The sequence below is a fragment of the Acidimicrobiales bacterium genome, assembly GCA_035630295.1.
Taxonomy (GTDB): domain Bacteria; phylum Actinomycetota; class Acidimicrobiia; order Acidimicrobiales; family Iamiaceae; genus Iamia.
Genome location: DASQKY010000032.1, coordinates 50,866 through 65,321 on the forward strand (window position 1 = coordinate 50,866; position 14,456 = coordinate 65,321).

Annotated in this window: 12 protein-coding genes; all 12 read left to right on the top strand. The window is 76.8% G+C overall.

The features are described 5' to 3' along the window. The first annotated feature begins 16 nt into the window (after nucleotides 1-16). The 12 genes from rsmH to ftsZ all read left to right on the top strand — a co-directional run bounded on the left by rsmH (nucleotide 17) and on the right by ftsZ (nucleotide 14,434). Entirely contained in the window at nucleotides 17-991 is a 975-nt protein-coding gene (gene rsmH / locus VEW93_08540) for a 16S rRNA (cytosine(1402)-N(4))-methyltransferase RsmH (protein HYI61836.1), read from the top strand. Beyond that, on the top strand, nucleotides 988-1,680 hold the full coding sequence (locus VEW93_08545; GenBank protein HYI61837.1) for a hypothetical protein: 693 nt from the start codon (nucleotides 988-990) through the stop codon (nucleotides 1,678-1,680). The genes rsmH and VEW93_08545 overlap by 4 nt, the downstream gene beginning before the upstream one ends. Continuing rightward, the gene (locus tag VEW93_08550; protein HYI61838.1) at nucleotides 1,677-3,842 is read left to right on the top strand and encodes a penicillin-binding protein 2; all 2,166 of its coding nucleotides are present in this window, start codon (nucleotides 1,677-1,679) and stop codon (nucleotides 3,840-3,842) included. The genes VEW93_08545 and VEW93_08550 overlap by 4 nt, the downstream gene beginning before the upstream one ends. Before the next feature lie 2 nt (nucleotides 3,843-3,844). Then, nucleotides 3,845-5,275, top strand: coding sequence for a UDP-N-acetylmuramoyl-L-alanyl-D-glutamate--2,6-diaminopimelate ligase (locus VEW93_08555; protein HYI61839.1), 1,431 nt, complete (start codon nucleotides 3,845-3,847; stop codon nucleotides 5,273-5,275). Beyond that, nucleotides 5,272-6,324 carry a phospho-N-acetylmuramoyl-pentapeptide-transferase gene (gene mraY / locus VEW93_08560; protein HYI61840.1) on the top strand — a complete coding sequence of 351 codons (1,053 nt, stop codon included), beginning with the start codon at nucleotides 5,272-5,274 and terminating at the stop codon, nucleotides 6,322-6,324. Before VEW93_08555 ends, mraY begins: the two co-directional genes overlap by 4 nt. Continuing rightward, on the top strand, nucleotides 6,321-7,724 hold the full coding sequence (gene murD, locus VEW93_08565; GenBank protein HYI61841.1) for a UDP-N-acetylmuramoyl-L-alanine--D-glutamate ligase: 1,404 nt from the start codon (nucleotides 6,321-6,323) through the stop codon (nucleotides 7,722-7,724). The genes mraY and murD overlap by 4 nt, the downstream gene beginning before the upstream one ends. Next, complete coding sequence (gene ftsW, locus VEW93_08570; GenBank protein ID HYI61842.1) at nucleotides 7,721-8,911, top strand: putative lipid II flippase FtsW; 1,191 nt, start codon at nucleotides 7,721-7,723, stop codon at nucleotides 8,909-8,911. Before murD ends, ftsW begins: the two co-directional genes overlap by 4 nt. After that, nucleotides 8,908-10,047, top strand: coding sequence for a glycosyltransferase (locus VEW93_08575; protein HYI61843.1), 1,140 nt, complete (start codon nucleotides 8,908-8,910; stop codon nucleotides 10,045-10,047). Before ftsW ends, VEW93_08575 begins: the two co-directional genes overlap by 4 nt. Beyond that, nucleotides 10,040-11,428: a UDP-N-acetylmuramate--L-alanine ligase gene (gene murC, locus VEW93_08580; protein ID HYI61844.1), complete on the top strand. Its 1,389-nt coding sequence runs from the start codon at nucleotides 10,040-10,042 to the stop codon at nucleotides 11,426-11,428. Before VEW93_08575 ends, murC begins: the two co-directional genes overlap by 8 nt. After that, nucleotides 11,425-12,396, top strand: coding sequence for a UDP-N-acetylmuramate dehydrogenase (gene murB, locus VEW93_08585; protein HYI61845.1), 972 nt, complete (start codon nucleotides 11,425-11,427; stop codon nucleotides 12,394-12,396). Before murC ends, murB begins: the two co-directional genes overlap by 4 nt. Next, on the top strand, nucleotides 12,393-13,199 hold the full coding sequence (locus VEW93_08590) for an FtsQ-type POTRA domain-containing protein (GenBank protein ID HYI61846.1): 807 nt from the start codon (nucleotides 12,393-12,395) through the stop codon (nucleotides 13,197-13,199). Before murB ends, VEW93_08590 begins: the two co-directional genes overlap by 4 nt. 125 nt (nucleotides 13,200-13,324) lie before the next feature. Continuing rightward, nucleotides 13,325-14,434, top strand: a complete 1,110-nt coding sequence (gene ftsZ, locus VEW93_08595) for a cell division protein FtsZ (GenBank protein ID HYI61847.1) — start codon at nucleotides 13,325-13,327, stop codon at nucleotides 14,432-14,434. Nucleotides 14,435-14,456: the final 22 nt, after the last annotated feature.

The window sequence follows — 14,456 nt, forward strand, 5'->3', positions numbered from 1 at the left end:
GGCGATGGCCCTCACCATGTCGCCCCCCTCCGCCCCGGTCGCCGGCTGGGACCACGTCCCGGTGCTGGCCGAGGCCGTGGTCTCGGTGCTGGGCGCCGCTCCGGCCGGCACCTACGTCGACTGCACCCTGGGCCTGGGCGGCCACGCCGCCCTCCTCCTGGAGGCCCACCCCGGCCTCCGCCTCCTCGGCCTCGACCAGGACGCCGAGGCCCTGGAGCAGGCGGCCGCCGCCCTGGCCCGCTTCGGCGACCGGGTGGCGCTGCGCCACGCCCGCTCCGACGCGCTGCCGGAGGTCCTGTCCGAGCTCGGCATCGACGACGTCACCGCCGTGCTGGCCGACCTGGGCGTGTCGTCACCCCAGGTCGACCGGGCCGAGCGGGGCTTCAGCTACCGCTCCGACCGGGACGGGCCGCTCGACATGCGCATGGACCGCTCCCGGGGCCGCACGGCCGCCGACCTGCTGGCCGACCTGGACGAGGACGCCCTGGTCCGGGCCCTGCGCCAGCTCGGCGACGAGCCCCACGCCCGCCGCATCGCCCGAGCCGTGGTCGACGCCGAGCCCCGGACCACGGCCCAGCTGGCCGCCGTGGTCCGCGACGCCGTCCCGGCCGCCCGGCGCCGCTCCGGCGACCCGGCCAAGCGGGTGTTCCAGACCCTCCGCATCCTGGTCAACGACGAGCTGGGCACGCTGGACCGCACCCTCGACGTGGCCATGGCCGCCCTGGTGCCCGGCGGCCGCCTGGCCGTCATCTCCTTCCACTCGCTCGAGGACCGGATGGTCAAGACCCGCTTCCGGGCCGCGGCCGAGGACGGCTGCACCTGCCCGCCCGGGCTGCCCTGCGCCTGCGGCTTCGAGCCCACCGTCCGCCTGCTGCGCCGCAAGCCCTGGGTGGCCGACCCGGCCGAGGTGGCGGCCAACCCCCGCTCGACCAGCGCCCGCCTGCGGGCCGTGGAGGCCCTCCCGCCCCCGGGTGGGGAGGACCGGCCGTGACCGCCACCCGGGCCGTGCCGGCCCGCTCCGGCGCGGCCACGGCCCGGCCCCTGCCGGTCCGCCCGTCCCGTCCCGTCCCGTCCCGGCCCGCCCCGGAGCGGCCGCGCCGCCCGGACCTGCGCATCGTCCCCGTGGCCCGGCCCCGGCGGGGCGGCGCCCTGGCCGTGGTGGTGCTGCTGGTGGTGGGCGGCGCCCTGCTGGGCACCGCCGTGCTGCACACCATGCTGGTCTCGGGCCAGCGCGAGGTCGACCGCCTGGAGGAGCGCATCCGGGACGCCGAGCAGGCCAACCAGGCCCGCCGCCTCGACGTGGCCGAGCTGGAGTCGCCGGCCCGGGTGGTGCAGGAGGCCGAGGGCGACGGCATGGTCGACCCCGACGTGGTGACGTGGCTGACACGGAACCCCGACGGCACCGTCGAGGCCAGCTCCGCCTCCCGCCCGGTGACCGAGGAGGCCACCGACACCGATGGCACGGCCACCGATGGCACCGCCACGGATGGCACCGCCACGGATGGCACCGCCACCGATGGCACGGCCACGGACGGCACCGCTTCGGACGGCACGGCCTCGGACGACACGGCCTCGGATGGCACCGCTTCGGATGGCACGGCCACGGACGGCACCGCTTCGGACGGCACCGCCACCGAGGACACGCCCACCGACGACGGCTCCTCGGCCGGGGCCGGATGAGCGACCGCCCGGTCACCGGGGCCTTCGACGCCTACCGGGCGCAGCGGGCCGGCGGCCCCGCGGCCTCCGGCCGGCGCCGGCCGAGCCCCCGGCCCGCCCGCTCAACCTCGTCCCGCTCCACCTCGTCCCGCTCCACCTCGCCCCGGCCCGCGCCGGCCCGCCCGGCGCCGGCTCCCCGTTCCCGCACCTCCCCCCGTTCCACCCGTCCCCCCGAGTCCCGTCGGACGACGCCGGCTGCGGCCCGTCGCCTGGTGCCGGGCCGGGGGGAGCGGGCGGGGAGGGGCGCCGGCGCGCCGCCCCCGCCGCGGGCCACCCGCCGGCGGCTGCTGGCGCTGCCGGTGGTGAGCGTGCTCCTGTTCGGGGTGGTGGCGGCCAAGCTGGTCGACGTCCAGGTCCGCAACCCCGACCGCTGGGTGGCCCAGGGCCTCCAACAGCGCATCGCGGTGGCCACCCTGCCGGCCGGGCGGGGCTCGCTGCTCGACCGCAACGGCCACCACTTCTCCCTGTCGCTGCCCCGGCGCTCGGTGTTCGCCGACCCCAGCCTCATCCACGACCCGGCCGCGGTGGCCGCCCGGCTCGCCCCGCTGCTGGAGGTTCCGCGCCGCGAGCTGGAGGAGAAGGTCTCGGGCCCGGGGCGCTTCGCCATGCTGGCCCACACCCTGCCCGACGCGGTGGCCGACCGGGTCGAGGCCCTGGACATCGCCGGCATCAGCTTCGTGGCGGAGTACCAGCGCTTCCGGCCCAACGACACCCTGGCCCAGTCGCTGGTCGGCTCGGTCAGCGTGGACGGCTCCCAGGGCATCTCCGGCCTGGAGGCCCAGTACGACGACCTCCTCACCGGCCGGGAGGGCGAGATCACCTACGAGAAGGCCAAGGTCGAGGGGGGCGGGGCCATCGCCGGCAGCACCCGGCGGGTCATCGCCGCCCGCCCCGGGGCCGACATCACCCTCACCCTGGACCGGGGCCTCCAGTACGAGACCGAGCAGACCCTGGCCGACCACCTGGGCCGGGCCGGGGCCCACGGCGGCACCGCCATCGTGTCCCGCCCCTCCACCGGCGAGATCCTGGCCCTGGCCAACCTGGAGCAGGACGAGGGCGGCGCCGGCTACGTGCCCACCACCAACAACCTGGCCCTCACCACCGTCTACGAGCCCGGGTCGGTCAACAAGGTCATCACCGTGGCCGCCGCCCTGGAGGAGGGCCTGGTCACCCCCGAGACCATGCTCTCGGTGCCCGACGAGCTGGAGGTCGGGGACCACCGGTTCACCGACTCCCACCCCCACCCCACCACCTCGTGGTCGGTCACCGACATCCTGGCCACCTCGTCCAACATCGGCACGATCATGCTGGCCCAGCAGCTGGGCGGGGACCGGATGGACCGCTACCTCCGGCGCTTCGGCTTCGGCTCCCGCACCGGGCTGGGCTTCCCGGCCGAGTCGGCCGGGCTGATGCTGCCCGGGGACGAGTGGGCCCAGCAGAGCACGGCCATCGGCTCCATCCCCATCGGGCAGGGCATCTCGGTCACCGCCCTGCAGATGCTCCAGGCCTACAACGTGCTGGCCAACGACGGCACCTACGTCCCGCCCCGCCTGGTCCGGGCCGTCACCCGGCCCGACGGCACGCCCGAGCCGGTGCCCTCGCCGGAGCCGGTCCAGGTGGTGTCGCCCACCACCGCCGCGGCGGTGCGGGCCATGATGGCCGAGGTGGTCGAGCGGGGCACCGGCCAGGACGCCGCCGTGCCCGGCTACACGGTGGCCGGCAAGACCGGCACGGCACGCAAGCCCCAGCCCAACGGCGGCTACGAGGACGAGGACGGCGCCATGCACTACATCGCCACCTTCGCCGGCCTGCTGCCGGCCGAGAACCCCGACCTGTCCGTCATCGTGGTGGTTGACGAGCCCGACCCCGGCCGGTCCATCTACGCCGGCGACGTGGCCGCCCCCGCCTTCTCCGACCTGGCCCGCCTGGCCCTGCGCCGCTTGGACATCCCGCCGGCCGTGGGCGGCGGCACGGTGGCGGTGCCCACCATGTCGGAGTCGGCCCAGGGCATCGGCGACACCCGCATCCCCTCCTCCGGCGCCGCTCCCGACGAGGGCGCAGCCCGGGAGGAGGACGCGGCCGGCGTCGATCCCGGCGACGGCGGCGACCCCGACGGCGGCTGAGCGTGGCCGCCCCCCCGTCCCCTCCGCCGACCTCCCTCCGCACCGTCCTGGCCGTGGCCGGGGCCGCGGCCGACGGCCCGGTGGCGCTGGACGGCGATCCCGAGGCGGAGGTCACCGCCACCGCCCACGACTCGCGGGCGGTGGCCCCCGGCAGCCTGTTCGCCTGCATCCCCGGCGCCCACGCCGACGGCCACGACCACGCCCCCGCCGCGGTGGCGGCCGGGGCGGCGGCCCTCCTGGTCGAACGCCCCCTGGGGCTGGGCGTGCCCGAGGTGCAGGTGCCGTCGGTGCGGCGGGCCCTGGGCCCGGTGGCCGCGGCGGTGGCCGGCGACCCGTCGCGGGACCTGGCCGTGCTCGGCGTGACCGGCACCAACGGCAAGACCACCGTCGTCCACCTGCTGGCCGCCGTCCTGGACGCCGCCGGGGTGCCGGCCACCACCATCGGCACCCTCACCGGGGCCCGCACCACGCCCGAGGCCCCCGCCCTCCAGGAGAGCTTGGCCGCGGCCCGGGCCGAGGGGCGCGAGGCGGTGGCCATGGAGGTGTCGTCCCACGCTCTCGACCAGCACCGGGTGGACGGCACCCGCTTCGCGGTGGCGGCCTTCACCAACCTCAGCCCTGACCACCTCGACCACCACCGGACCATGGAGGCCTACTTCGCGGCCAAGGCCCGGCTCTTCACCCCCGAGCTGGCCGACCGGGCCGTGGTGTGCACCGACTCGGCCCACGGCCGGCTGCTGCGCGACAGCGCCCAGGTGCCCACCCTGGGCGTGTCCCTGGCCGATGCCGAGGACCTGGTGCTCGAGGCCCGGGGCGCCCGGTTCACGTGGCGGGGCCGCCCCGTGCACCTGCCCCTGGCCGGGGCCTTCAACGTCCGCAACGCCCTGGTGGCGGCCGAGGTGGCCGTGGCCGCCGGGCTGGCGCCGGCCGACGTGGCCTCCGGCCTGTCGGCGGCCCCGGTGGTGCCGGGCCGGTTGGAGCCGGTCGAGGCCGGCCAGCCCTTCACCGTCCTCGTCGACTACGCCCACACCCCGGACGGGCTGGGGCAGGTGGTCGACGCCCTCCGGCCCCTCACCGAGGGCCGGCTCCTGGTCGTCTTCGGCTGCGGCGGCGACCGCGACACGGCCAAGCGGCCCCTCATGGGGGCGGCGGCGGCCACCGCCGATCGGGTCGTGCTCACCTCGGATAACCCGAGATCGGAGGACCCAGGTGCGATCATCGAGGCCGTGCGTGCTGGCATCCCCCCCGCGACCGACCTCACCGTCGAGCCCGACCGCCGCTCGGCCATCGCCCTGGCCCTGGCCGAGGCCCGGCCCGGCGACGTGGTGCTGATCGCCGGCAAGGGCCACGAGACGACCCAGGTGGTGGGGGACCGGGTGCTGCCCTTCGACGACCGAGAGGTGGCCCGGGCCCTCCTCGGGGGGGCGTCGTGATCGCCCTCCTCATGGCGGCCGGCATCGCCCTGGCCAGCTCGCTGGTCGGCACCCGCTTCCTCATCGTGGGGCTGCGCCGGCGCGGGATCGGCCAGCCCATCCACGAGGACGTCCCCGACGCCCACACCAAGAAGGCGGGCACGCCCACCATGGGCGGCATCGCCATCGTGGTCGGCACCGTGCTGGGCTACGCCGTGGCCCACACCCGGCCCGGCCTGGCCTTCACCCGCTCCGGCATCCTGCTGGTGGCCCTGGTGGTGGCGGCCGGGGTGGTGGGCGGCCTCGACGACTGGATCAAGGTCTCCCAGGAGCGGAACCTGGGGCTGTCCAAGGCGGCCAAGAGCATCGGCCTGCTCAGCGTGGCCGTGGCCTTCGCCGTGGCCGCCGTGCACCTCACGCCGGTCCACACCACCCTGTCGTTCACCCGCTTCGACAGCTTCGCCTCCCTCGACATGGGCCCGTGGCTGTGGTGCGGCTGGGCCGTGCTGCTCATCGTGGGCTGCACCAACGCCGTCAACCTGACCGACGGGCTCGACGGCCTGGCCGGCGGCTCGGCCATCTTCGGCTTCGCCGCCTTCACCTTCATCGCCTTCTGGGCCTTCCGCAACGCCGGCCAGGCCGGGGTCCTGGCCGACTACCAGATCCCCCACGCCCTCGACCTGGCCGTGGTGGCCGCCGCCCTGGTCGGGGCGACCACCGGCTTCCTGTGGTGGAACGCCACCCCGGCCCGCATCTTCATGGGCGACACCGGCGCCCTGGCCATCGGCGGCGGCCTGGCCGGCCTGGCCCTCCTGCTCAGCACCCACCTGCTGCTGCCCATCATCGGTGGCCTGTTCGTGTTCGAGACCGCCTCGGTGATCGTGCAGGTGGCCAGCTTCCGGCTGTTCAAGCGCCGGCTGTTCCGGATGGCCCCCATCCACCACCACTACGAGATCGCGGGCTGGCCCGAGACCACCATCATCGTGCGGTTCTGGATCCTGGCCGGCCTGTCCACGGCCATCGCCGTGGGCCTGTACCTGGCCGACTACATCCACCTCACCGGCCAGTGACCGGCGCCCCACCCTCCGACCTGCTCGACCCCGCCCGCCCGGCGGTGGTCATGGGCCTGGGCGTGACCGGCCGGGCCGTGGCCCGGGCCCTGGCCCGCCGGGGCCACGTCGTGGCCCTGGCCGACGACGCGCCGGGCCCCGAGGCCCGGGCCCTGGCCTCCGAGCTGGACGCCCCCCTGGCCGCCGCCCCCGACGGCGCCACCCTGGCCGCCCTGCTGGCCGGGGCCGCGGCCCTGGTGCCGGCCCCCGGCCTGCCCGAGGCCCACCCGGCCTTCGCGGCGGCGGCCGCCGCCGGGGTGCCGGTGGTGGGCGAGCTGGACCTGGCCGCGGCCTGGGACCCGAGGCCGGCGGTGGCCATCACCGGCACCGACGGCAAGACCACGGTCACCACCCTGGTCACGGCCATGCTCCGGGCCTCCGGGGTGGCTGCGGTGGAGGCCGGCAACACCGAGGTCCCGCTGGTCGAGGCCATCGACGACCCGGGGCCCGAGGTGTTCGTGGTCGAGGCCTCGTCGTTCCGCCTGGCCCCGCTGCGCCGGTTCGCCCCGGTGGCCGGCTGCTGGCTCAACTTCAGCCCCGACCACCAGGACGTCCACACCAGCCTGGATCGCTACGAGGCGGCCAAGGCCAACCTGTGGCGGGGCTTCGGCCCCGGCCAGCTGGCCGTGGCCAACCGCGACGACCCCGTGGTCGTGGCCCACGCCGCCGGCCTGCCCCGGGTGGAGACCTTCGGGCTGGGCCCGCCCCCGGCCGGGACCGGCCACTGGTGGGTGGACGGCGACAGCCTGCGCACCCCGGAGGGCGAGGTGCTGGCCCGGCGGGACGAGCTCCACCGGGACCTGCCCCACGACCGGGCCAACGCCCTGGCCGCCGCGGCCACCGCCCGGGCCGCGGGCGCCACCCTGGCCGGGGCGGCCGACGCCCTGCGGGCCTTCACCGGCTTGGCCCACCGCGTGCAGTTGGTCGGCGTCGGGGACGGCGTGGCCTGGTACGACGACTCCAAGGCCACCGCCCCCCACGCCACCCTGGCTGCGGTGGCCGGCTTCGCCTCGGTGGTGCTGTTGGCCGGGGGCCGCAACAAGGGCCTGGACCTGGGGGACCTGGCCGGCGCGGCCGGCCACGTCCGGGCCGTGGTGGCAATGGGCGAGGCGGCCGACGAGGTGGCAGCCGCCTTCGCCGGCCTCCGGCCCGTGGCCCGGGCCGACGACATGGACGCCGCGGTGGCGGCGGCCCGCGACCTGGCCCGGCCCGGCGACGCCGTGGTGCTGTCCCCGGCCTGCGCCTCCTTCGACCGCTACCGGGGCTACGCCGAGCGGGGCGACGACTTCGCCCGCGCCGTGGCCGCCCTGGGCGTGCCCGCCCCGTCCCCCGCCCCCCCCGCCCGGGAGACGACCCCGTGACCACCGCCACCGCCACCGTCCCCGCCCGCCGATCCCGCCCCCGCCTGACCCTGGCCCTGGACGGGGAGCGCACCGGCACCTTCACCGCCCTGCTGGTGCTGGTGGTCGTGCTGGTGTTCCTGGGCCTGGTCATGGTGCTCTCGGCCTCGTCGGTGGCGTCGCTGGAGACCACGTCGTCCACCTGGTCCTACGCCGTGCGCCAGGGCCTGTGGGCCCTGCTGGGCACGGCCGGGCTCATCGTGGCCCTGCGCAGCGACCGCCGGAGCTGGCGGCGCTGGTGCCGGGTGGGCCTGCTGGCCGTGGTCGGCCTGCTGGTGCTGGTGCTGGTGCCCGGCGTCGGGATCTCGGCCAACGGGGCCCGGCGCTGGCTGGGGGCCGGCTCGGTCCAGCTCCAGCCCTCGGAGCTGGCCAAGATCGCCGTCATCCTGTTCTGCGCCGACCTCCTGGCCCGGCGCAGCACCGAGGTCCACGACCCCCGGCGCACGCTGTGGCCGGTGGTGGGCGTGCTGGGCGGCGTGTCCATGCTGGTCCTGCTCCAGCCCAACCTGGGCACCACGCTGGTCATCGGCGTGATCGTGCTGGCCATGCTCCACGGCGCCGGGGTCCGCATGGTGCCCCTGGCCGGCCTGGGGGCCCTGGCCGTGGTGGCCGCCGGGCTGCTGGTGTGGTTCGAGCCCTACCGGCGCCGCCGCCTGTTCGCCACCTTCGACCCGTGGGCCAACAAGTCCGACAGCGGCTACCAGCTCATCCAGGCCGGCGTGGGCCTGAGCGACGGCGGCCTCATCGGCCTGGGCCTGGGCCAGTCCAAGGCCAAGTACGGGTACCTGCCCTACGCCCACACCGACTTCATCTTCGCCATCATCGGCGAGGAGCTGGGCCTGCTCGGCGCCCTGTCGGTGGTCCTGCTGTTCGTGGCCCTGGCCTTCCTCGGGGTCCGGGCCGCCACCCGGGCCGCCGACCGCTTCAGCGCCCTGGTGGCCACCGGCATCACCACCTGGCTGGTGGCCCAGGCCTTCCTCAACATCGCCGTGGTCCTGGGCCTGGTGCCCAACACCGGGGTGCCGCTGCCCTTCATCTCCTACGGCGGCACCTCCCTGCTGGTCACCATGGTGGCCGTGGGCATGCTGCTCAACATCGCCCGGCACCCCCGGTCGGCGGGGCCGCGGCCGGCGGCCGCCGACCGATGACCGGGGCCCCCACCCGGGTGCTGATCGCCGGAGGGGGCACGGCCGGGCACCTCGTCCCCGGCCTGGCCCTGGCCGCGGCCCTGGTGGAGCGGGGCGTGCCCCGCGACGCCATCCACTTCGTGGGCTCGGACCGGGGGGTCGAGGCGGCCATGGTGCCGGCCGCCGGCTTCACCCTCGACGAGCTGCCGGGCCGGGGCCTGCCCCGGCGCCCCGGCCCGGCCATGGCCCGGGCCGGCCTGGCCCTGCTGCGGGCCACCCGGCAGGGGGCGGCCATCGTGCGCCGCCGCCGCCCCGACGTGGTGGTGTCGCTGGGCGGCCACGCCGCCTTCGCCTGCGCCTTCGGGGCCGTCCGGGCCCGGGTGCCGCTGGTGCTGGTGGAGCAGAACGTCCGGGCCGGGGCGGTCAACCGGCGCCTGGCCCGCTTCGCCCGGGCCAGCGCGGTGTCGTTCCCGGGCACCGACCTGCCCCGGGCCACCGTCACCGGCAACCCCCTGGGGGCCGAGCTGGTGGCGGCGGCCACCGCTCGCCGGGGCCCCGACGGCGACGGGGTGCGCGACCGGGCCCGGGCCACCCTCGGCCTGCCCCTGGACCGCACCGTGGTGCTGGTGACCACCGGTTCGCTGGGGTCCCAGCGGGTCAACCGGGCCGTGGTGGCCCTGGCCGAGCGGTGGGCCGACCGGGCCGACGTGGCCATCCGGCTGGTGACCGGCCGGCGCGACCACGACGAGGTGGCCGCGGCCCTGGCCGGTCGCCGCCCGGGCGCCTTGCACCTGGACGTGGTGCCCTACGAGGACCGCATGGCGGTGGCCCTGGCCGCCGCCGACGTGGCCGTGACCCGGGCCGGGGCCGGCACCTGCACCGAGCTGGCCGCCTTCGGGGTGCCGGCGCTGATGGTCCCGCTGCCCATCGCCACCCGCGACCACCAGGCCGCCAACGCCGGCGTCCTGGTGGCCGCCGGGGGGGCGGTGCTGGTGCGCGACGAGGAGCTGGACGAGGACCGCCTGGAGGCCGAGCTGGGCCCCGTGGTCGACGACCCGGGCCGCCGGGCGGCCATGGCCGCGGCCATGGCCGGCCAGGCCCGCCTGGACGCCGCGGCGCGGGCCGCGGCCCTGGTCCAGGAGGTGGCCGGTGGCTGACCCGGTCGCCCCCCTCCGCCTCGACGGCCCTCCCCTGCGCATCCACGTGGTGGGGGTGGGCGGCGCCGGCATGCGGGCCATCGCCTCGGTGCTGGCCTCCCTCGGCCACCGGGTGTCGGGCTCGGACCTCAAGCCCTCGCCCGGCCTCGACCGCCTCCGGGCCCAGGGGGTGGAGGTGCAGGTCGGCCACCACGCCGCCCACGTGGCCGGGGCCCAGCTGGTGGCCACCTCGACGGCCATCCCGGAGTCCAACCCCGAGGTGGTGGCGGCCAGGGCGGCCGGCCTGCCGGTGCTGCGCCGGGCCGACGTGCTGGCCGCGGTGACCCGGGTCCGGCGCACCCTCTCGGTCTCCGGCACCCACGGGAAGACCACCACCACCACGATGCTGGCCCTGATCCTGGTGGAGGCGGGCCTGGCGCCGTCGTTCATCGTGGGTGGCGACGTGAACGAGATCGGCACCGGCGCGGTGTGGGACACCGGCGAGCTGTTCGTGGTCGAGGCCGACGAGAGCGACGGGACCTTCACCGAGCTGGACACCGAGCTGGCCGTGGTCACCAACGTCGAGGCCGACCACCTCGACCACTACGGCGACCTGGCCGCCATCGAGGCCGCCTTCGACCGCTTCGTGGCCGGCGCCCGCACCGCGGTGGTCTGCGTGGACGAGCCCCACGCCGCCGCCCTGGCCGCCCGGCACGGCACCCTCACCTACGGCACCGCGGCGGGGGCCGGCCACCGAATCGTCGACGTGGCCGTCGACCGGGTGGGGACCCGCTTCGCGGTGGAGGAGGACGGCCGGCGACTGGGCACCGTCGAGCTGCCCATCCCCGGCCTCCACAACGCCCGCAACGCCACCGCCGCCCTGGTGGCCTCCCTGCAGGTCGGGGCCCGCTTCGAGGACGCCACCACCGCCCTCGGGCGCTACGCCGGCGTGGCCCGCCGCTACCAGTTCCGGGGCACGGCCCGGGGCGCCACCTTCGTCGACGACTACGCCCACAACCCGGGCAAGGTGGCGGCGGTGGTGGGCACCGCGGCCCAGGGCGGGTGGGGCCGGGTGGTGGTGGTGTTCCAACCCCACCGCTTCTCCCGGACCGAGGACCTCTGGCGCGACTTCGGGTCGTCGTTCGACGGCGCCGACCTGGTGGTGGTGGCCGACGTCGACGGGGCCGGGGAGCGGCCCCGCCCCGGGGTCACCGGCCAGCTGGTGGCCGACGCGGTGGCCGCCGAGCGCCCCGGCCTGCCGGTGGTGTTCGTGCCCGAGCGCGACGACCTGCTGGCCTTCCTGGAGGGCGAGCTGGGCGACGGCGACCTGTGCCTCACCCTGGGGGCGGGCGACATCACCGGGCTGCCGGACGAGCTCCTGGCCCGGATGGGGGCCGGGTGACGGCCACCGAGCCCACCGGGCCGGCCGGGGCGGAGCCGGCGGCGGTGGCCCGGGCCACCGCCGCCCTCGGCTCGCGGGCCCGGCCCGGCATGGGCCTGGGCGCCCTCACCACCTACCGGGTGGGCGGGGCCGCGGCGCTGGGCGTGGAGGCCCGTGACCACGCCGATCTGGCCCGGGTGGCCGCCGCGGTGGAAGCCAGCGGGCTGCCCACCCTGGTGGTGGGCCGGGGCTCCAACCTGCTGGTGGCCGACGAGGGCTTCCCCGGCATCGCCGTGGTCTTGGGCGAGGGCTTCGCCACCGTGTCGGTCGAGGGGCTGACCGTCCGGGCCGGCGGGGCGGCCAGCCTGCCGGTGGTGGCCCGCCGGGCCGCCGGGGCGGGGCTGACCGGGTTCGAGTGGGCCGTGGGCGTGCCCGGCTCGGTGGGCGGCGCGGTGCGCATGAACGCCGGCGGGCACGGCTCGGACATGGCAGCCACGCTGCGGAGCATCCGCGTGGTGGAGCTCGCCGCGGGGGAGGATGGGGCGGTGCCCGCCACGCTGCCCGCCGCCGCGTTGGAGCTCGGTTACCGGTCCTCGTCGGTGACGCCGTCGCAGGTGGTGGTCGAGGCCCAGATCGACCTGGTGCGGGGCGACCGGGTGGCGGCCCAGTCCGCCATCTCCGAGATCGTGCGCTGGCGGCGCGAGCACCAGCCCGGCGGTCCCAACGCCGGCTCGGTGTTCACCAACCCCGAGGGCGACTCGGCCGGGCGCCTGGTCGAGGCGGCCGGGGCCCGGGGCCTGCGCCTGGGCACGGCCGAGGTCTCGCCCAAGCACGCCAACTTCATCCAGGCCGACACCGGGGGCCGGGCCGCCGACGTGTTCGCCCTGATGGTCGAGGTGGCCCGCCGGGTCGAGGGGGCCCAGGGCATCCGCCTGCACCCGGAGACCCGCCTGGTCGGCTTCTCGTGGCCGGGGGAGGCGACGCCGTGACCGTCCGCGAGCGCTCGCGCCCGGCGCCGCCGGCCCCGGCCCCGGCCCCGCCCCACCCCCGCATCCGGGCCCGCCGGGTGGAGGTGGCCCGCGACCAGGGGCGCCGACGCCGACGCCGCCTCAACGTCCTGCTCGGCGCCGTGTGCGCCGGGGTGTGGGCCCTGGTGGCCCTGCGCAGCCCCCTCTTCGACATCGACCGCGTCCAGGTCTCCGGCGGGGAGCGGACCCCCGACGTGGACGTCCTGGGCGCCCTGGGGGAGGGGACCGGCTCGCCCCTGCTCGACCTCGACCCGGGGGCCGCCGCTCGGCGCGTCGAGGCCCTGCCGTGGGTGGCCGACGCCCGGGTCCAGCGCCTGTGGCCGGGCACCGTCCGGGTGGTCCTGGTCGAGCGCCGGGCCGTGGCCGCCGCCGCCCACGGCTCGGGGTGGGCCACCGTGGACGCCACCGGCCGGATCCTGGCCGTGGGCCCGACCCGGCCCCCGGGCCTGGTGGGGGTGGCCGGGCGGGCCGACGGCGCCCCGGGCACCAGGTTGGACGGGCCCGACCGGGCCCTCCTGGCCGCTCTCGGCGACGTGCCCCGGGCCGCGCGGGACGACCTGGCCACCATCCGCCGCAGCGACGACGGCATCGTGCTCGACCTGCGGGCCGGGCCGTGCGTGGTGGTCGGGGACACCACCGACCTGGAGGGCAAGGTCCTGGCCGCCACCGCGGTGCGGGACAGCGCCGGCCTGGGCCGGCAGGGGCGGATCGACGTCCGGGTGCCCAGCGCACCGGCCTTGACCAGGGATGGCCGCTGTGCGTAGAGTCTCGACCCTCACCAGAACTTTACATAACCCTTTACCTCACGTCGAGGTGGAGGGTTCCTCCACGGTCGGCGCCTCCCGCCGACCGTGGCGCGCGCCAGCGTCAGCAGATTGGAGCTCTCCCCATGTCCGGTAACCCGCAGAACTACCTGGCGGTGATCAAGGTGGTCGGCATCGGTGGTGGCGGCTGCAACGCCGTCAACCGGATGATCGACGCCGGGCTGAAGGGGGTCGAGTTCATCGCCGTCAACACCGACGCGCAGGCCCTGCTGATGAGCGACGCCGACCTGAAGCTGGACATCGGCCGGGACCTGACCCGCGGCCTGGGGGCGGGCAGCGACCCCGACGTCGGGGCCCAGGCCGCCGAGGCCCACCGGGGCGAGATCGAGGAGGCCCTCAAGGGGGCCGACATGGTGTTCATCACCGCCGGCAAGGGGGGCGGCACCGGCACCGGGGGTGCCCCCGTGGTGGCCGAGATCGCCAAGTCCATCGGCGCCCTCACCATCGGCGTGGTCACCCGGCCCTTCGCCTTCGAGGGCCGGCGCCGCTCGGTCCAGGCCGAGACCGGCATCCAGAAGCTGAAGGAGAAGGTCGACACCCAGATCGTCATCCCCAACGACCGGCTGCTCACCGTGTCCAACGAGAAGACCTCGGTGCTCAACGCCTTCAAGATGGCCGACGAGGTGCTCCTCCAGGGCGTCCAGGGCATCACCGACCTCATCACCACGCCGGGGCTCATCAACACCGACTTCGCCGACGTGAAGATGATCATGAGCAACGCCGGCTCCGCCCTCATGGGCATCGGCCACGCCTCGGGCGAGGGCCGGGCCCTCCAGGCCGCCCGCAACGCCATCTCCAGCCCCCTGCTGGAGGCCTCCATCGAAGGGGCCCGGGGCATCCTCCTCAGCATCACCGGCGGCAGCGACATGGGCCTGTTCGAGGTGAACGAGGCGGCCGAGGTCATCCACGGCGTGGCCCACCCCGACGCCAACATCATCTTCGGCACCGTCATCGACGACGAGATGGGCGACGAGGTCCGGGTGACGGTCATCGCCGCCGGCTTCGACCGCTGGGAGGAGGGCCGGTCGCGGAGCCGGGGCGGCGAGGGGTCGGCCCCGGAGCCCCTCACCGGGGAGCGCCCCACGGCCCCGGTCACCGACCTGTTCGGCGGCGGCGACGGCGGGGCCGACGACCCGGGCGACGACGACTTCGACGTCCCCTCGTTCCTCCGCTGAGCCCAGCCGCCCACCACCTCAG